At 45.9% G+C, this 18,431-nt stretch carries 16 protein-coding genes; 7 read left to right on the top strand and 9 right to left on the bottom strand.

The window, feature by feature from the left end; translation table 11 throughout:
• Positions 1–91: 91 nt before the first annotated feature.
• From VJL_RS02990 to xni, 4 genes are all read left to right on the top strand, one after another.
• Entirely contained in the window at positions 92–2,374 is a 2,283-nt protein-coding gene (locus VJL_RS02990) for a tetratricopeptide repeat protein (protein ID WP_038865409.1), read from the top strand.
• 98 nt (positions 2,375–2,472) lie between these two features.
• Complete coding sequence (locus VJL_RS02985; RefSeq protein WP_038875579.1) at positions 2,473–4,038, top strand: GGDEF domain-containing protein; 1,566 nt, start codon at positions 2,473–2,475, stop codon at positions 4,036–4,038.
• Between the two features lie 217 nt (positions 4,039–4,255).
• Entirely contained in the window at positions 4,256–5,632 is a 1,377-nt protein-coding gene (ppnN, locus tag VJL_RS02980) for a nucleotide 5'-monophosphate nucleosidase PpnN (RefSeq protein WP_038865411.1), read from the top strand.
• Positions 5,633–5,690: 58 nt separating this feature from the next.
• Positions 5,691–6,473 carry a flap endonuclease Xni gene (gene xni / locus VJL_RS02975; RefSeq protein ID WP_038875577.1) on the top strand — a complete coding sequence of 261 codons (783 nt, stop codon included), beginning with the start codon at positions 5,691–5,693 and terminating at the stop codon, positions 6,471–6,473.
• 78 nt (positions 6,474–6,551) lie between these two features.
• On the opposite strand, the gene rlmM is transcribed toward xni, so the two are convergent.
• The 7 genes from rlmM to pomA all read right to left on the bottom strand — a co-directional run bounded on the left by rlmM (position 6,552) and on the right by pomA (position 13,441).
• Positions 6,552–7,643, bottom strand: coding sequence for a 23S rRNA (cytidine(2498)-2'-O)-methyltransferase RlmM (gene rlmM, locus VJL_RS02970; protein WP_038865414.1), 1,092 nt, complete (start codon positions 7,641–7,643; stop codon positions 6,552–6,554).
• The gene (locus VJL_RS02965; RefSeq protein WP_038865415.1) at positions 7,640–8,038 is read right to left on the bottom strand and encodes a DUF423 domain-containing protein; all 399 of its coding nucleotides are present in this window, start codon (positions 8,036–8,038) and stop codon (positions 7,640–7,642) included. Before VJL_RS02965 ends, rlmM begins: the two co-directional genes overlap by 4 nt.
• Positions 8,028–8,651, bottom strand: a complete 624-nt coding sequence (locus tag VJL_RS02960; RefSeq protein ID WP_038875574.1) for an alpha/beta family hydrolase — start codon at positions 8,649–8,651, stop codon at positions 8,028–8,030. The genes VJL_RS02965 and VJL_RS02960 overlap by 11 nt, the downstream gene beginning before the upstream one ends.
• Positions 8,632–9,552 carry a transcriptional regulator GcvA gene (locus VJL_RS02955; protein WP_005447583.1) on the bottom strand — a complete coding sequence of 307 codons (921 nt, stop codon included), beginning with the start codon at positions 9,550–9,552 and terminating at the stop codon, positions 8,632–8,634. Before VJL_RS02955 ends, VJL_RS02960 begins: the two co-directional genes overlap by 20 nt.
• A gap of 521 nt (positions 9,553–10,073) precedes the next feature.
• Positions 10,074–11,522 carry a tRNA uracil 4-sulfurtransferase ThiI gene (gene thiI, locus VJL_RS02950; protein ID WP_038865418.1) on the bottom strand — a complete coding sequence of 483 codons (1,449 nt, stop codon included), beginning with the start codon at positions 11,520–11,522 and terminating at the stop codon, positions 10,074–10,076.
• A 197-nt stretch (positions 11,523–11,719) separates the two neighbouring features.
• Entirely contained in the window at positions 11,720–12,664 is a 945-nt protein-coding gene (locus VJL_RS02945; protein ID WP_005440148.1) for a flagellar motor protein MotB, read from the bottom strand.
• A 15-nt stretch (positions 12,665–12,679) separates the two neighbouring features.
• Positions 12,680–13,441: a flagellar motor protein PomA gene (gene pomA / locus VJL_RS02940; RefSeq protein WP_038865419.1), complete on the bottom strand. Its 762-nt coding sequence runs from the start codon at positions 13,439–13,441 to the stop codon at positions 12,680–12,682.
• Between the two features lie 265 nt (positions 13,442–13,706).
• On the opposite strand from pomA, the gene xseB reads away from it, so the two are divergent.
• Genes xseB through dxs form a run of 3 tightly spaced genes read left to right on the top strand, consistent with a single transcriptional unit; the run spans position 13,707 to position 16,742 of the window.
• Positions 13,707–13,949: an exodeoxyribonuclease VII small subunit gene (xseB, locus tag VJL_RS02935; protein ID WP_038865420.1), complete on the top strand. Its 243-nt coding sequence runs from the start codon at positions 13,707–13,709 to the stop codon at positions 13,947–13,949.
• Between the two features lie 22 nt (positions 13,950–13,971).
• Positions 13,972–14,856: a (2E,6E)-farnesyl diphosphate synthase gene (gene ispA / locus VJL_RS02930; protein ID WP_038865422.1), complete on the top strand. Its 885-nt coding sequence runs from the start codon at positions 13,972–13,974 to the stop codon at positions 14,854–14,856.
• A gap of 20 nt (positions 14,857–14,876) precedes the next feature.
• Positions 14,877–16,742, top strand: a complete 1,866-nt coding sequence (gene dxs, locus VJL_RS02925; RefSeq protein WP_038865423.1) for a 1-deoxy-D-xylulose-5-phosphate synthase — start codon at positions 14,877–14,879, stop codon at positions 16,740–16,742.
• Positions 16,743–16,835: 93 nt separating this feature from the next.
• On the opposite strand, the gene pgpA is transcribed toward dxs, so the two are convergent.
• A complete protein-coding gene (gene pgpA, locus VJL_RS02920; RefSeq protein ID WP_038865424.1) occupies positions 16,836–17,339 on the bottom strand; it encodes a phosphatidylglycerophosphatase A in 504 nt (167 codons plus the stop codon).
• A gap of 56 nt (positions 17,340–17,395) precedes the next feature.
• Positions 17,396–18,361: a thiamine-phosphate kinase gene (gene thiL, locus VJL_RS02915; RefSeq protein ID WP_038875571.1), complete on the bottom strand. Its 966-nt coding sequence runs from the start codon at positions 18,359–18,361 to the stop codon at positions 17,396–17,398.
• Between the last annotated feature and the right edge of the window lie 70 nt (positions 18,362–18,431).

The following is an 18,431-nucleotide window of genomic DNA, read 5'->3' as shown; positions in this document are numbered from 1 at the left end:
TCAGCTATCTGTTGGATTGCTGGGCGTTTTTCTCTACTATTGTTTATTCAAAAACACGTAATTTACGACACAGTTCGAGGGAACGAAAAGGATGTTTTGGGACAGTTCGCGTCTATTTAGGCTGATTGGCTTTCTTTGCTTATTACTAGCACAGCCACTTCACGCGACCATTTTATCTTCCGCTTTACTTAATGAAGCTCAACAACTTGCTGAGATTGAGCCTTCACAAGCCAAACAAGCAGCCAAAAACTACCTATTGCAACGCGAGCTGACAGAGCGTCAAGAGAACGGAAGCCCGTCTGCTATGTCTCGTGAAGAGACCGATCGCAGTATCCGCACGCCAAGCAGTACCATCGAAGCACACAAGATCATTGCCCAAGCCGATTACACCATGGGGAACATTCGTTCTGCGATCAATAACCTTGATGAAGCCGAACGTCTTGCCAAAGAATACCAATTGCCATACATGAACCTGGACGTGCAGCTAATGCGCAACCAAATGATTTGGATGTATGACAAAAACTACGCAGCCGCAGAAGAAAAACTCGATCAAATCGAAAAACAGATTGAAGACGCCAACCCTGTATTGCAACGCACCGACAGCGTGCATTATCGCTTGGTGATGCAGCGTGCGCTACTGGCAGCAAACAGTGGTGATAGCGTTAACGCCGACCGTTTATACGCACAAGCTAAAACCATGCTGAAAGATAACCGCTCGGACCTGATTTTAATTGATTACCACACCGCCGTAGGCGAATTTTATCTCAATGATAAAAAGTACAACCTCGCCCTTTCTGAACTGCTATACGGCTATTGGCAGTCAATCGAGAGCGACAGCGGTGCACGCTTAGCAAAAGTAAATCGTTTATTGGCGCGCCTGTTTCAAGAACGCCGCGTGTATGACAAAGCGATCGAGTACCTCTCTCAGGCCGCAGACTTTTACGATAGCTACCCAAGCTCGCCTATTCTGGCCGATGTGCTAGAGCAAATGGGTGACATCTATTTCTACCAAGGTAAATTTAATCTGGCTTTGGTGCACTACTTCAACGTGCTGGACCATGACAGCACAAGTAAGAATATCAACCGCATTATCAAGATCCGTTTGAGCTTAGCGGCAACCTATCTCCAGCTTTATAACTACGCATTAGCAGAGCAGTACCTTGACCGCTCTATGGATTTGCTTGCATACGCAGACCTACCACAACTAGAAGCGAAAGCGGCATTACTGCAATCGGGATTGGCTTACCACCAAAATGAAAGTAAAAATGTCATAAATAATGCGAAAAAAGCACTCGACCTGATCGAGAAGGCACCGGACGATACAGGCTTTATCAAACAGCAGTCTTATCGCCTACTGGGCTTGGGGTATGAGCAAGCAGGCGAATACCAACTGTCGTTACAAGCCTACAAAAAGTACACCAGTCTTGTGCGATTAGAGCAAAAGCAACTTAACCAAATCAGTGAGGATGCCTTTCGCCAGCAAAAAGAGTTTGCCGAACAAAGCATTCATTATGTCGGCCAAGCGGACAAGCTTGCACAAGTTGAGATGGAACATCGCAAGTTCCAAAAGATTTCATTCGCCCTGTTCATTACTGTGCTGGTGATGTTCTTATTCATCATGCGTCGTGGTGTGATCATGCAGCGTCAAACATCACAAATCGACAAGCTACGTAATGATCTCTTCACCCACTCTCGTTCGCGTCTACGTAACTTACGTATGTTGAACGTGAAACTGTCGCGTTCGTTGAAGAAATCGAGCGATACGTTTGAACAATGGCAAATGGGCGAACTGATCCACGAGCCCCTCAACGACCGCCTACGCTTTGTGATGATCGACTTACCATTCTTACGAAGTATGTACGTACAACACGGCTACAAAGCTGGTTTGGAACTAGAGCGGGCTTTTGGTGAGTTCTTGGCAGAACGTATCCAGAAACCAACACGTTTGTACCACTTCTCAGATGCAAACTTACTGTACATCGAACCCAATGCTGATCGCGATGCTTCTGCGGAAGCCACATTCAACAAATTCCAAAGTTGGGTGGATGAGTTTGCGGCCAAACACCATGTGAATCGCACGATTCGTATGGGTATCAGTGATTACCCATTCTTGCCACGTGCCTACACCGCCATTAATGATGAAGAACTGCTCGACTTATTATTGCTCGCTACGCACATTGCCCGTGAGGTCAGCTTAAAAGATAAACACAGCCATTGGGTGTTCTTGAAGGCGATTGATAACGCGCCCGCCGCAAGCTTTGCAACCGGTAACATAAGAACCGCTTGCCAACATGCCATCAACCAAGGGCTAATAAAGATTCATTCTTCGTACAAGAATGAGGACGACATCAAAAAAATATTAAAAAACGGATAATTAACCAACGGTTGAGCATAATCAGTGATGACGCTATAAAGTTTTTTGTTATTATCAAATAATCGTCAGTAGTACATGGACTTAACCGTAGTCACTTCATGGGAATCTTGGAATCCGATATTCAGTCGCAGCTTCATCAGCTGAGTTGTCAACTTGACCAACTCAGGCTGACTCATCGTGATACTTCGCTCAAATTTAAACGTGAGCAGCAAGTTCTGAAGCGAGTTGTGGCATCATTGTCTTCTGCTTGTCAGGGTTCAAACTCTCAAGTAACCAACTACCTGCTCGAAATTCAGCAAGAACTCGAACATCAAAAAGATGTCAGCGCGCTGATCCCTCGTTTAGCAGTGCTAGAAAGAATGCTCAAACAGCAGTCTAAGGCGATGGAAAAACAAAACGGCTATCTCGACGAACAAATCAAACACAGTGGTGAGACGCTTCAGCGCATCACAGGTTTGCCTGCGCAGCTAAAACGCGAACTGCGAAATCTCATGAGCTTTTCTGAAGTTCATGCGGGTAAAAAAGTTGACCAAGCAACCAAGCTACTGAGCATTTATGAGCGTGCGCTCAAGATCATCACATCCAACTCACGCCTTAACCTTGGCGAGCTAGAAAACGGGCCAGATAAATCACAACTGGAATGTTTAGCCAGCGACCTCCAGCACACGATTACCGAGCTCGACTTTGAAGGCGAATCGGGTGATCAATTGTTGGATATCCGTGCCAAACTACTTTTGGGTGTGAACGCTGAGTCACTGATTGAGCTGACGTTAAATACGCTTAAACTGGTCGTCGAAGCCACTAAGTACGAGCGTAAATCATCAGAACAGTTCCTAGAGCAACTCAATACTTCGCTTTCAAGCAATCTGAAAACTGTTCATCAGAACGTCGATCAGCATCAAACCTACTTCGAACATCGCCAAGAATTGAATTCAGAGATGACTACCTTGGTGGAACGCAGCCAAGAATCTCTGGAACATGCACAAGATCTCGAAGAGTTGAAAGGTGAAGTATCACCATTGCTGGCCAAGATGGCCTCTTTGACTGAGCGCTTAAGAATGACCGAAGAGCGCGAACAAGCCCTTCAAGAACGCTTAAGCTACAGCAAAAACCAGCTTGAAGCCGTCTTTGAATCAACGCAAGATTATCGTCGTCGCTTGGAAGATCAAGCACAGCGCATGCTGCTAGACCCATTGACCAAGGTATATAACCGCGCGGCTTTTAATGATCGTTTAGAGTTAGAATATCGTCGTTGGATTCGCTCACAACAAAACCTTCGTGTTGTACTGTTTGATGTCGATAACTTCAAAGCCGTTAACGACAGCTATGGCTACACTGCTGGCGACAAAGCATTGAAGATTATTGCTCGCACCATGAGCAAGCGCATCGCCGATACCGAAACCGTCGCTCGATTTGGCGGTGAAGAGTTCATCATGCTTATCCCTGAGCAATCAGAAGAATACACGCTTGAATTGATGAAGCACATTCAGCGTGATATCAGTAAGTTGCCATTCAAGTTCCGCGAACAAAACATCATGATTACGCTGACGGCGGTTTCCACTTCCTTCAAAGAAGCAGACAACCCTGAGTACGTCTTAGATCGTCTTGGTAACATGCTAAGAGATGCCAAGCAGCGTGGTAACAGTCAGGTGAACTGGAACTAAAGGCGTTCAAAAAATAACCAAACGAACGTTTTTTACGTGCTGTTTTGTCATATTGCCTCAAATTTTCAACGAGTTATCACGTTTCTCCCTTATCAGTCTGCTAAGCTGTTTAAACGCTATAAAACAAAGTCTGCCAACCACTGAGTAAAACGATACGTATAAACTAATAGGTGAGTTGGTTTCTTCCCTCAAAAGAATGCATTAGCAAGGAGGCCTTATGATTACCCATATAAGCCCCGCAGGTAGCATGGATTTGCTATCCCAACTGGAAGTTGAACGTCTTAAGAAAACCGCATCGAGTGAGTTATACCAACTCTATCGTAACTGCACGCTCGCGGTCCTCAACTCCGGCAGCCACACCGATAACTCAAAAGAGCTATTAGACAAATACCTTTCATTCGATGTGAACGTGGTTAGACGTGAGCGCGGCATCAAGCTTGAATTAGCGAATCCGCCTGAGCATGCATTTGTCGATGGCGAAATCATTAAAGGTATTCAAGAACATCTATTCTCTGTTCTACGTGACATCGTGTACGTGAACATGCACTTGGCGGACAACCAACGCCTTAATCTCACCAATGCTACGCACATTACCAACCTTGTATTTGGAATTCTGCGCAATGCGGGCGCCCTAACTCCGGGCATCGAGCCAAACCTTGTCGTGTGTTGGGGTGGCCACTCAATCAATGCAACCGAATACCAATACACTCGCGAAGTAGGTAACGAGCTTGGGCTTCGTGAGCTGAACATCTGTACAGGCTGTGGCCCTGGTGCAATGGAAGGACCAATGAAAGGGGCAGCGATTGGTCACGCCAAACAGCGTTACACTGAGCAGCGCTACCTTGGTTTGACAGAGCCTTCAATCATTGCTGCAGAGCCTCCAAACCCTATCGTGAATGAACTGGTGATCATGCCAGACATCGAGAAGCGTCTCGAAGCCTTTGTACGTATGGCGCACGGCATAGTGATCTTCCCTGGTGGTCCGGGTACGGCTGAAGAGTTGCTGTACATCTTGGGCATCATGATGCACCCAGATAACGCCGACCAACCAATGCCAATCGTACTAACGGGTCCAAAAGAAAGCGAAGCTTACTTCCGCTCAATCGATGCTTTCATTGCAGATACGCTGGGTGAAGAAGGCCAGAAACACTATCAAATCGTTATTGATGATCCGGCCGAAGTCGCTCGTATCATGAAGCGTTCGATGGAAGATGTTCGTCAACACCGCAAAGAAAAAGGCGATGCCTACAGCTTTAACTGGTCAATGAAGATCGAACCAGAATTCCAATTGCCTTTTGAGCCAACTCACGATGCAATGGCAAGCCTAGATTTGCACTTGAACCAACAACCACAGGTACTGGCTGCGAGCTTGCGTCAGGCTTTCTCTGGCATTGTTGCGGGTAACGTAAAAGCAGAAGGCATTCAAGAAATCGAACGTCATGGTCCATTTACCATCAACGGCGATCCCGTGCTAATGAAGAAGCTGGATAAGTTACTGAAAGACTTTGTTGAACAACACCGCATGAAACTACCAGGCGGAACGGCCTATGAGCCATGTTACCGAATTGCCCATCAGGAAAATGGTGGTCGATAGATAACTCAGCTTTGGTTACACTAGGGGCATTACGCCCCTTTTTTATTGCTAAGTCATTATGTCTATTCATCTTGTTATTATTGATGCCCTAAACCTGATTCGTCGCGTGCACTCTGCACAACCCGATCCGACCGACATAGCAAGAACCATCACGACGACAGGACGAACGCTAACTCGCATCCTTTCTGAAGCTCAACCTACGCACATCATCGCGGTGTTTGATCATCATGAACAAGATAGAGGCTGGCGCGCTGAAATTCTTCCGAACTACAAGCAAAATCGTAAGCCTATGCCAGAGCCGCTAATGCAGGGATTGGATGCCATCCAACAAGCTTGGTGGGAAGAAGGCATTGATTCACTATTGTCTGAAGGCGATGAGGCCGATGATTTAGTCGCAACACTGGCAACTAAAGTGGCGAGCCACGGCGAAAAGGTCACGATTGTCTCTACCGATAAAGGCTACTGCCAACTGCTCTCCCCGACTCTTCAGATCCGAGATTACTTCCAACACCGTTGGCTAGATGAACCGTTTATCGAAAAAGAGTTTGGCGTAAAACCATCTCAGCTCGCGGATTATTGGGGTTTGACAGGAATCAGCTCAAGCCAAGTTCCGGGTATTCCGGGGGTTGGCCCTAAAGCAGCCAAAGAGATCTTAACTCAATTCGAAGACATTGAAGCCGCTTACGCTAGCGAAGAACTGCTACCGAAATATCGTAAGAAGTTTGATGAACATATTGAGTCGGCACGCTTATGTAAACGCGTCGCAGCACTTAAATGCGATATTGAACTAGGTTTCAACCTACAAGACATTCGCTTTACCGGACCAAACAAAGCGGAATAGCAATCGACTTCAAACACTAAAAAAGCGCCTATTGCAGGCGCTTTTTTGCTTCTACTCTATCGCATATCAACGCGTAGATTAATGCGGAGAAATGTTCGATAGGCACTGAATGTGAATCGTGATTTCTTCACGGTCGTGGTACAGGTGCTTAGCTTGCAGCTTGAACTTCACCTTGTTCTCAATCAGGAACATTTTTAGGTTTTCCAGATCTTGCAGTACTTCGTCGTAGCGACCTTTCATTGGCAGTTTTAGGTTGAAGATGGCTTCTTTTGCCCAACCTTTCAGTAACCACTGTCCCATCAAGTGAGCAACGCGTGCTGGCTTCTCAATCATGTCACATACAATCCAAGTCACGTTCTTGCGGTCTGGTTCAAACTTAAAGCCATCCACCATGTGGTGCTTAATTTGTCCCGTTTCCATTAGACTGTCTGCCATCATGCCGTTATCGACACAGTGAACGAACATCGAACGCTTCACCAATTGGTAAGTCCAACCGCCTGGACACGCACCGAGATCTACGCCCCACATGCCTGGTGCTAAACGCTCATCCCACTCTTCGCGAGGAATAAACACGTGGAACGCTTCTTCTAGCTTCAAAGTAGAACGACTTGGTGCATCTGCAGGGAACTTCAAACGAGGAATGCCCATGAAGAACTGAGAGTTGTTACCTGGGTATGAGTAACCTACGTAACAATGACCAGGAGCCACAAAGCAAATATGCAACACAGGCTTCTTCGCATTGTCTTTGTTCCACATCAGACCTTTACCACGCATCGCTTGACGCATTGGTACCGTGAACTTACGGCAGAACTTCAATAGCTCTTTCGCTTCGTTGGTGTCTGGGGTTTCAATACGTAGATCACCACAACGTGGGAATTCTTCCATTTCAGACAGTTCAGCAAGAATTGGACTGATACGGTCTTCGCTTGGCAGAGCTTCAAATTCAGCAGCAACGGCAAACATTTGGCGAGCAAAAATCAATGCGCTGAAATCTAGACCTTTCGCTAGCTTATCTGCGTCTCCATCTTGGTAACACTCGAAGACAACATAACCTGAATTTTTCTTCACACGAGGGAAGCCATACACTTCAAGTTTTGTTGCTTTGTCCTGAATTTCACCAGCACACTCTTTCTCAAAGCCAGAACGGCAATAGAGCATTAGTTGTTTCACTTGGAGACCTCTTTGATATTAAACGCAGCAAAAAAGAACAAACACCAACCGATCATGAACAAGAATCCTCCCATAGGGGTGATTGGTCCAAACCACTTGATACCTGTCAGCGCCAGCGCGTAAAGACTGCCGCTAAAACAAAAGATGCCGATGATAAAGCAAATCGCCGCGATGAAAAAATACTTTTGTGCTTTTTGTCCCAAATTTAGTACGAGCAAAATGGCACAAAGCGCGATAGCCAAAGTATGGATGAATTGGTACAAAACACCGGTCTCAAACACACCGAGTAAATAAGGCGAGAGCGTTGCTTTTAAACCATGAGCAGCAAACGCTCCTAGCGCAACAGAAGTTAAACCAGAAAGTCCTGTAAAAGAAAGTAACCACTTACTTTTCATTGGATACCTCTTTAATAAATGTCGCTAATTGCTCTACCGTCAAGGCAATATTGCCTTCTTCCGTAAAGCCGGAACGTTTACGAGGCTTGAAGCCATGGTCGCCATCGGGCAAGAAACTCACCGTTACTTGGTCAGAAAGAGCAAAGCCATCGAATTCTTCTCGCTTGCCAAAGGTATCTCGCTCCCCTTGTAAAATAAGCGTCGGCTTATTGATCGTCGCGAGATGCTCACCTTTGTACTTTTCAGGTTTGCCTGGCGGATGGAACGGAAAGCCCAGACACGCAACGCCTGCTACTAGGTTATTGTCTGCAAGCAGGCTCGACATACGGCCACCCATCGATTTACCACCAATGACAATAGGCTGTGAAGTAAAGTGAGTGATCACTTCTTCATATGCTTCCAGTAACTTTGGCGCACGATCTGGCGGACGTTTTTTACCATCTTCTGCTCGCTTAACCATATAAGGGAAATTAAAACGCACCACACGAATACCTTGCTCAACTAATCCTTTGGCTACAGCAATCATGAAGTCATGCTCCATACCGGCACCTGCACCGTGAGCAAAAATAAAAAGTGGTCCGTTCTCAGGCCCTTCAGCTATCCAATGGCTCATCTAGTACTTCCTCTTGTTCTTTTCGTGCGGTCGCCAACATCCAATCCCTGAACGTCGCGATACGTCCCATATCCGCTTGTTGTTCGTGACACACCACGTAGAAGGCATTCTTAGAAACCAGCACCTCATCAAATGGTGCAATCAAGCGTCCTGCTTCCATTTCAGGTTTAGCGAGTACGTTGTTTCCTAGTGCAACACCTTGCCCATGCGCCGCCGCCTGCAACACCATGGTTGAGTGGCTGAAGATTGGACCATGGTTTACGTTGATACCTTCGATATTTTGTTGGCGAGCAAACTGCTTCCAATCTTTACGAGAAGTATCGTGTAACAAGGTGTGTAATTTAAGGTCACTTAGAGATTCTAATGGTTTGTTACCTAAAAGTAACGATGGTGAACAAAGTGGGATCAAAAACTCTTGGTAGAGTTTATCGGCACGCAAACCAGGCCAATTTCCACGACCATAATAGATAGCTACATCAACATCATCAGTCAGTGAACCTTCATCCATATCCACCGCTTTAATGCGCACATCAATGTCTGGTTCTTGCGCGTTAAAATCGGCTAAACGAGGCACTAGCCATTGGATGGCAAAACTCGGTGGCAAACTGATGGTTAACGCACCTTTTTCACTACGTTCCAATACCTTATCGGTCGCTTCAGCAATGGAAGTGAAGATATCTTTAATGTCTAAAAAGTAACTTTGCCCTTCTTCCGTCAGTAATAACGAACGATTACGACGACGGAAAAGTTTCAGCGATAAGAACTCTTCTAACGCTTTAATTTGATGACTCACTGCGGCTTGAGTAACAAACAACTCTTCAGCAGCACGGGTAAAACTAAGATGGCGAGCAGCCGCTTCAAAAACGCGAAGCGAATTTAACGGAGGCAATCTGCGAGACATTATGGGACCTCAAGTAGGATTAGTTTTTTTAATCTGAAACATTATAAAATGTCCGTTGCCGAACAGCCAGATAAATTCTATATTTCATCCCGCAACACGAGCCTGAACGGCTTGATTCCATTTGTGAATCAATTGGCTTCGTTGTTGCGATGTTGTGTTTGCAAACTCGTATTTCGAGTTCGGTAGAATTCTACCATGATGTTTTGTCCACACTCCCTGTGACAAAACATATACTTCCTGTATTTATTTTGACCTGTCTGTCAAATTTCTTGCACCGCCTAATTAGGCGGTGTTTTTTTATCTAGACCATCCACATTTCTTCTTTTATAAAAAATTGGCATCAACGTCACTTTTCATCCTCATTTCGGATTATCTATCGTTATATCAATACAAATTTCGAAACGTGTGATTTAACGCAATACTACCACTTTAATACACTCCATTTTGCGCGCGCTAAAACGAAAAAAGCGCAAACTGATTTCTCAATTTACGCTTTTGTGATCTTCTGTTTTACAACGATTCTATGGGCGGTAAACCTTCACGTTGTTGAAACCTTGCTCCTGCAAATACAATGCCTGTAGACGGCTCATCACACCGCGGTCACAGTACAGAAGGTAAGTCTTAGATTGGTCTAAGTCCCCGAACTGAGTACCTAGCTTGTAGAATGGAATGTGCTTAACGTCCACACCATCGATTTCTAATGGGTTATCGTCTTCCTCTTCAGGGCTACGAATATCCAAAACGATAGCGTGCTCTTCTACAGCTTGAACCTGCTCTACTTCTGGTGCTGCTTGCTCAGACTCTTTTGCGATATCACGAATGTCCATCACGCGAGCTTCTTGCACAACTTGCTCAAGAATCGCAAAGTCAAACTTCTCTTCTTCCGCGTTCAGTCTGCCTTTTACCGCTTTCACTGTTGGCTTCTTAGAGATAACACCACAGTACTCAGGCATCGTCTTAGCGAAGTCTTCAGTACCGATGTCACGCGCTAGGTTGATGATGTCTTCTTTATCCCAGTTGATAAGCGGACGAAGAATCAGGGTGTCTGTCACATTATCGATATGACGCAAGTTAGTCAGTGTTTGGCTTGATACTTGGCCTAGAGCTTCACCCGTAACCAATGCTTCGATCTTGAACTTCTCTGCCACCATACCAGCGGCACGCATGAACATGCGCTTCAAGATCACGCCCATTTGGCCGTCGTCGACTTTTTCTAGGATTTCAGCAACTACTGGTTCGAAATCAACAGAGATGAAGCGAACTTTTGCAGAAGAACCGTACTTGTTCCATAGGTAATGAGAAACCTGCTTAACGCCGATCTCGTGTGCTGGACCACCTAGGTTAAAGAAACAGTAGTGAACTTTTGAACCACGCTTGATGTGCAGGTAACTTGAAACACCAGAGTCGAAACCACCAGAGATCAGGCTTAGTACGTCTTCTTGTGTACCTAGAGGGAAGCCGCCTAGGCCTTTGTGACGAGCCAACACTTGGTTTAGCTTGTCATTGGTTACTTCAACGTTAATCGTTACGTCTGGCTTGCTTAGCTTAACACGAGCACTTTCTACCGCTTGGTTAAGACCGCCACCTACGTAACGCTCTAGTTCAATAGAAGTAAAATCATGTTTACCACGGCGTTTAGCACGCACGACGAAAGTCTTACCTTCGATCAGTGAACCGCTTAACTCCAACACTTGCTCGTAAATATCGTGCAAGTCTTTGAACTCAGTTTGCTTCACCTCAAGAACGTGGTGGATACCAGGGGTATGAGTCAGGACTTCTAAAACTTCAGCGTGAAACTCGTCACTCTCAGAGGTCACTTCAATGTGATCACGACGGTTGAATACCGCGACAGATTCCGTACGGCTCTTAACGATGTTACGAATGTTGCACTCTAAAATCTTTGTGAAGCGCTTACGCACAGATTCACTTTTTACAAAAATTTCTGGATGGGGCTTTACAATAAATTTCATAGTCTAGTTCGCAGGTTAGTTTCGCAATCAACAATGAGTGATACTCCGCACTAGGTGTTCATACGTAGAAATATCGCGCATGTCACACTCAAACTTTTGAGCTCACTTTTAAAGGCGCAAGATTATACACCCAAGCGAAATGGAATGACAAAAAAAGCGAGCTTGACGCTCGCTTTAGTATAAGAATAAATACTCGGTTATTGAATTACCGGAACTTCTTCGCTGTAGAGTGGTTCACCTTGCATGATGCTGATTTCGACGCGGCGGTTAAGCGCTCGGTTAGCATCCGAATCATTTGGTGCCAATGGCTCAGTATCCGCCATGCCACGCACGCGTAAGCGTTGATGCGAGAAGCCTCGTACTTTCTCCATTTCTTGAGCAACCGATACCGCTCGTTGCGATGACAGGTCCCAATTGGAGCGATACAGCTCAGAATCCAACGGTTGGTTATCCGTATGACCAGAAACTCGTACGATGCCCGGTACATCTTTCACCAATTCCGCAATCTGACGCACCAGCGGTCTAAACTTCGGCTGGAGGAACGCAGAGCCTTCAGGGAATGCCCCTTTCTCTCGCATTCGAATCACGATCTGTTGGCCAAGGTTTTCGACCTCTATTGCCCCTTGCTCAATCTCACGCTCCAACGCTTTCTTGATACTTTCCATCAAGGTATCCATCTCTTGCGAGGTTTGCTCAGACTGCTGTTGTTGCATGTCTGATTCCGCTGATTGGTTGTTTTGCGTTGACGTTTCTGGTGATTGACCACCGGTTAACTTCCCTTGGTCACGCTTAGTGCCACCAGCTCGGTCAGATTCCCCTTCATGAAACTCCAACGTCTGCTGAGTGATGTCCATGGTCTGCTGCATGATGACATCAATCGGTGTTGGCTCTGGGCGACCTGGTCTGAACTCTTGCGCAATAATGCTGGTGCCTTTAGGTATGTCCTTAACCTCAAGTTGGTTCTGAACACCAAAAGCAAATTTCATAGAGCCAGCGATCTGTTTGAACTTCAGTACGTCCATTTCTGAGAACGAAAGCAACAAAACGAAGAAACACATCAACAAGGACATCAAGTCAGCGAACGTCCCCATCCATTGAGGGAGGCCGGGTGGCGGACAATCACATTTGTTATCTTCATCCATTAGATGACCTCCAGATTACTCGTCAATCTCAAGGACGCGTTTGCCCTCGTTGAGGTAGTTCTTCAGATAGCTATCGATAACACGTGGGTTCTGACCATCTTGAATTGCGAGTACACCGTCCATAATCAAACGACGGTTGAGTGTTTCTTGATCACGGCGTAGTGAAAGCTTGTCCGCAATTGGGAAAAACACCATGTTAGAAAGAATTGCACCGTAAAGAGTGGTTAAAAGTGCAACGGCCATCGCAGGACCGATCGCTTTTGGATCATCCATATTTGAAAGCATGGCAACCAAACCAACCAAGGTACCGATCATACCCATTGCCGGAGCGACATCACCGAATGCTCGAAAAACACCCGTGCCTTGCGAGTGGCGCTCATCGGTCAGTGCAATGTCTTTTTGCAAAGCAGCACGCACCACATCCGCATCATGCCCATCCACCAATAAGTCTATGCCCTTTTGCATGAAGCTATTATTAATCTCCATCTCTTCCAATGCTAGGAAGCCACCTTTACGCGCTGCGTCTGCCATTTCTACGATCTTAGCAATCAGATCTTCTGGCTCGTCCGATTTGAACATGAACGCTTTGCCCGCAATTTTGGTCGCGCCGAAGAATTGCCCCATGGTGAACTTCATCAATACTACAAACGTTGAACCACCAACGACGATTAGGATTGAGGTGACGTCTACGAACATGCCAATGCTGCCACCAAGCACCATCGCCATAATGACGAATGCAAAACCACCAATCAAACCTATTAGGGTTGCTAAATCCACAAAGCACTCCTCACGCTATACTCAAACATTGCCCAGTCAGGCGAATTATTACTTGTATCGACAACTAGAGCAGAATTTTTAGAAAAATCTTGGTTAATACATCACAAAAAGATCGTTAATACCTTAACTTATTAATGGTCTTCGTCTCATCAGACCCGTTGAACGCTAAATTTGTGACAATTATATAAGGTTAAATTTGACCAAGTTACTAGGCTAAGGTAACTTGCGTGCATTCTATTAGAGGCTTGATTAAGGCAGATAAAAGATGGCGGTTAAGAAACCAGAAAACATGACCTTTGAAGCAACCATCGATGAGCTAGACAGCTTGGTTGATCAACTAGAGAACGGTGACCTTGCTCTAGATGATGCTCTACGTAAATTTGAACGTGGCATTGCACTCGCTCGTGCTGGTCAAACGAAACTGAGCGACGCCGAACATCGCGTTAGCATTCTTCTAAGCGAAGATGATGAAGCACCACTGAGTGACTTCAACCCTGAGTCAGAATAATAAATCAGTAGTGAGCAATGTGATGCAAGAGACATTGACGTCTTATCAACAAAGAAATAACCAACATTTAAATCAATGGCTTGAGCAATTACCTCATCAAGAACAGCCGTTGATTCAAGCCATGAAATACGGCCTACTCCTCGGCGGTAAACGTGTTCGTCCCTTCCTTGTTTACATCACTGGTCAAATGCTGGGTTGTGAACCTGAAGACCTAGATACGCCGGCTTCTGCGATTGAGTGTATCCATGCCTACTCTCTTATCCATGATGATCTACCTGCTATGGATAACGACGACCTGCGCCGTGGACAGCCGACTTGCCACATCAAATTTGATGAAGCGACAGCCATTCTGACCGGTGACGCACTGCAAACCCTCGCATTTACGATCCTTGCAGAAGGCGAACTGAATCCGAACGCAGAAAGCCACCGTATAAAGATGGTGCAAGCCCTTGCACAAAGTTCTGGTGCGAATGGCATGTGCGTTGGTCAAGCATTGGACTTAGGTGCAGAAAATCGTCGAGTGTCTCTCGCAGAATTGGAAGAAATTCATCGCAATAAGACTGGTGCACTGATTAACTGTGCCGTAAAACTAGGCGCACTTGCCGCTGGCGATAAGGGCCTAGACGTTATGCCTCACCTTGAGCGCTACTCTAGAGCGATCGGTCTGGCGTTTCAGGTTCAAGACGATATTCTTGATATAATTAGTGATACAGAAACATTGGGTAAGCCTCAAGGTTCAGACCAAGAGCTAAACAAGAGCACTTACCCATCTTTACTGGGGTTAGAGGGAGCAATGGAGAAAGCTCACACTCTGTTGCAAGAAGCACTTCAAGCATTGGAGGCAATCCCATACAATACTCAGTTACTCGAAGAGTTCGCCCGATATGTCATCGAGCGCAAGAACTAACACTATAAGCGCGCATTTATATGACTCTTGATATTTCAAAGTACCCAACACTGGCGTTAGCAAATACACCGGAAGAGTTGCGTCTTCTTCCGAAAGAAACATTGCCAACTTTGTGCGATGAATTACGCACGTATCTGCTAAATTCAGTGAGTCAGTCTAGCGGACATTTAGCGTCTGGCTTAGGCACAGTAGAGCTAACCGTTGCTCTGCATTATGTTTACAACACCCCAGTGGATCAATTGATCTGGGACGTGGGTCATCAGGCTTATCCACACAAAATTCTTACTGGCCGTCGTGACCAAATGCCAACCATCCGCCAAAAAGGCGGCCTTCACCCATTCCCATGGCGTGAAGAGAGCGAATACGACACGCTATCTGTTGGCCACTCATCGACTTCTATCAGTGCAGCGCTCGGTATGGCAATCAGTGCACAAAAAGAAGATGAAGGTCGAAAGGTGGTAAGTGTTATTGGTGATGGTGCAATCACAGCAGGTATGGCATTCGAGGCCATGAACCATGCTGGTGACGTTCATCCTGATATGCTAGTGATTCTAAATGACAACGAGATGTCGATTTCAGAAAACGTTGGCGCATTGAACAACCACCTTGCTAAAGTCCTTTCTGGTAGCTTATACACCTCTATCCGTGAAGGCGGGAAGAAAGTGCTGTCTGGCGTTCCTCCAATTAAAGAGTTGGTTCGTCGTACAGAAGAGCACCTTAAAGGCATGGTTGTTCCTGGTACATTATTCGAAGAGCTTGGTTTTAACTACATCGGTCCTATCGACGGTCACGATGTTAACGAGTTAGTCAAAACGCTGAAAAACATGCGTGAGCTGAAAGGTCCTCAATTCCTGCACATCATGACCAAGAAAGGCAAAGGTTATGAACCAGCAGAAAAAGATCCTATCGGCTACCATGGTGTTCCAAAGTTCGACCCATCACATAACAGTTTGCCGAAGAGCAGTGGCGGTAAACCGACCTTCTCTAAGATCTTTGGTGACTTCCTATGTGATATGGCCGCGCAAGATCCTAAGCTAATGGCGATTACGCCAGCGATGCGTGAAGGCTCTGGCATGGTTCGTTTCTCGAAAGAGTACCCAGAACAGTACTTTGATGTTGCAATTGCAGAGCAGCATGCTGTGACACTAGCAACAGGCATGGCGATTGCCGGCGATCACCCGATCGTCGCTATCTACTCAACCTTCTTGCAGCGTGGCTACGATCAGTTAATCCACGACGTGGCGATCATGGATTTACCTGTCATGTTCGCTATCGACCGTGCAGGTCTGGTTGGCGCAGATGGTCAAACTCACCAAGGCGCGTTCGACCTTAGCTTCATGCGTTGTATCCCAAACATGGTGATCATGGCACCAAGTGATGAAAACGAATGTCGTCAAATGCTGTACACCGGTCATAAACACACTGGACCAAGTGCAGTTCGCTACCCTCGCGGCAGCGGCATGGGCACAGAAATCGAGCCAGAATTTACTGCACTTGAGATTGGTAAAGGCCGTGTGCTTCGTAAAGGCGAAAAAGTCGCGATTCTAAACTTCGGCACCTTCTTAGGTAACGCGCTAGAAGCGGCTGAAAATCTGGATGCAACCGTCGCAGACATGCGCTTCGTGAAACCACTTGATGAAGAATTGATTCGCCAGCTAGCGTCTGAGCACGATGTATTAGTCACGCTAGAAGAAAACGCAATTGCTGGCGGTGCGGGTGCGGGTGTGATTGAGTTTATGATGCAAGATAAGATCATCAAGCCTGTGCTAAATCTTGGCTTGCCTGATCGCTTTATTCCTCAAGGCACACAAGACGAACTTCATGAAGAACTTGGCTTAGACGCGAAGGGCATTGAGAAATCGATCAACGAATATCTCGCGAAGTAAGTTAACGCAAACAAGCGCTAAAAAGTAAACACCAAAAAGGGATGCCATGATGGCATCCCTTTTGTTTATCTGTCGATTGTTAAAGCGGTATGACTACATCCAACCTGCGTATTTCGCCACTAAGAACAGTGCGATACCCGCCATGATACCGGCCACGATATCATCAATCATGATACCCAAACCACCGTGAACACGTTTATCCAACCAGCCAATTGGCCATGGTTTTACCATGTCAAAGAAGCGGAACAAAATAAAACCAGTCAGCAACCACTTCCATTCCGTGACTGGGATATTTAGTGCTGGTACTAAGCTCATGGTGATCCAAAAGCCTGCAAACTCATCCCACACGATTGATCCATGGTCATGAACCCCCATGTCATCTGATGTCACTTGGCAGATCTTAATACCAATAACACAAGAGATGAGTACTAATACGACATACAGTGGGAAGGGTAACTGCGCCAGTAACAAGAATAACGGCACAGCTGCCAACGTCCCCATAGTTCCTGGAACCACTGGTGATAAGCCGCTACCAAAACCCGTTGCCAAAAGATGCCACGGGTTCTTTAATGAAATCAGAGAGAGGGGATTGGTCATTTCCTTAAACCTATACTGCTAGTTGGTTTCAATCTTAGGCTAGAGCCTAGCTCAGATTATCTAAAGTGGTCAAAGCCACTGAGTTCCCAATCAAGAGGTTGATTGTTGTCGTGCAGCTCAAACGTACCTTTTGGTCGAATTTGGCCAATGCACGTAAACTTACACCCAGCGTGCGACAACGCACTTTGCAATGAACCGTTGTTCTGCTCAGGCACAGTAAAGCACAATTCGTACTCTTCACCACTGGATAAAGCATACTGCTGTGCGCTTACCTTATCATCTAAAAATTGAACCAATTCTGAAGATATAGGCAGTTGGGACACATCTAAACTGACTCCAACATCAGAACGCTTAAGAATATGTTTGATATCAGAAATTAAGCCATCAGAAATATCAATTGCTGATGACGCTAAGCCGACTAATGCTTGCCCAGCCAACACGCGTGGCGTACTGAGATAATGTGCTTTCTCTAACTCTGGGGCAGCTATTCGAGTACGTAATGTGTTATCAAGAACGACATCCAGACCAGCTTTGGCATCACCAAGGTTACCTGTCACATACACCCAATCACCGACTTTTGCTCCAGAGCGAGTCAAAGCTTTGCCCTCTGGTACAAAGCCTTGCACCGTAAGCGTCAGGCTTAGTGGACCTTTGGTCGTATCGCCCCCAATAAGTTGAATACCAAAGTAATCAGCTAACTCAAAAAACGCATCACAAAAAGGGGCAAGCCATGCTTCATCTGGCTCTGGCATAGTTAACGCAAAGCTTACCCAAGCAGGTGTTGCACCCATTGCAGCTAAATCACTGATGTTTGACGCTAATGCTTTGTGCGCCACCCACGCAGGGTTAGCATCAGAAAGAAAGTGCGTGCCTGCCACCAGCGTATCGGTACTAATAGCAATTTGTACATTCGCAGGTGCTTTCACTAACGCACAATCGTCCCCCGCTGCTAGATGGACGTCTTTGCGCTGGCTTTGGCGTCCAACAAAGTATTTGTCGATAAGATTAAATTCACCAGACATAATTCACATTCTTTTTGATGTAAAAGCTTTTGATACAAAAAAGGTCAGCATGTGCTGACCTTTTTAATAA

It is taken from the genome of Vibrio jasicida CAIM 1864 = LMG 25398 (assembly GCF_000400365.1).
Taxonomy (GTDB): domain Bacteria; phylum Pseudomonadota; class Gammaproteobacteria; order Enterobacterales; family Vibrionaceae; genus Vibrio; species Vibrio jasicida.
Note: the sequence above shows the minus strand (reverse complement) of the source record. Positions and strands in the feature narration are given on the sequence as shown.

Bases quoted from the DNA above. Each gene is read 5' to 3' on its own strand.
- VJL_RS02955 (WP_005447583.1), bottom strand. From the start codon at position 9,552: ATGTCTCGCAGATTGCCTCCGTTAAATTCGCTTCGCGTTTTTGAAGCG.
- thiL (WP_038875571.1), bottom strand. From the start codon at position 18,361: ATGTCTGGTGAATTTAATCTTATCGACAAATACTTTGTTGGACGCCAA.
- VJL_RS02945 (WP_005440148.1), bottom strand. From the start codon at position 12,664: ATGGATGAAGATAACAAATGTGATTGTCCGCCACCCGGCCTCCCTCAA.
- thiI (WP_038865418.1), bottom strand. From the start codon at position 11,522: ATGAAATTTATTGTAAAGCCCCATCCAGAAATTTTTGTAAAAAGTGAA.
- ispA (WP_038865422.1), top strand. From the start codon at position 13,972: ATGCAAGAGACATTGACGTCTTATCAACAAAGAAATAACCAACATTTA.
- xseB (WP_038865420.1), top strand. From the start codon at position 13,707: ATGGCGGTTAAGAAACCAGAAAACATGACCTTTGAAGCAACCATCGAT.
- VJL_RS02985 (WP_038875579.1), top strand. From the start codon at position 2,473: ATGGGAATCTTGGAATCCGATATTCAGTCGCAGCTTCATCAGCTGAGT.
- xni (WP_038875577.1), top strand. From the start codon at position 5,691: ATGTCTATTCATCTTGTTATTATTGATGCCCTAAACCTGATTCGTCGC.
- VJL_RS02965 (WP_038865415.1), bottom strand. From the start codon at position 8,038: ATGAAAAGTAAGTGGTTACTTTCTTTTACAGGACTTTCTGGTTTAACT.
- VJL_RS02990 (WP_038865409.1), top strand. From the start codon at position 92: ATGTTTTGGGACAGTTCGCGTCTATTTAGGCTGATTGGCTTTCTTTGC.
- ppnN (WP_038865411.1), top strand. From the start codon at position 4,256: ATGATTACCCATATAAGCCCCGCAGGTAGCATGGATTTGCTATCCCAA.
- pgpA (WP_038865424.1), bottom strand. From the start codon at position 17,339: ATGACCAATCCCCTCTCTCTGATTTCATTAAAGAACCCGTGGCATCTT.
- dxs (WP_038865423.1), top strand. From the start codon at position 14,877: ATGACTCTTGATATTTCAAAGTACCCAACACTGGCGTTAGCAAATACA.
- VJL_RS02960 (WP_038875574.1), bottom strand. From the start codon at position 8,651: ATGAGCCATTGGATAGCTGAAGGGCCTGAGAACGGACCACTTTTTATT.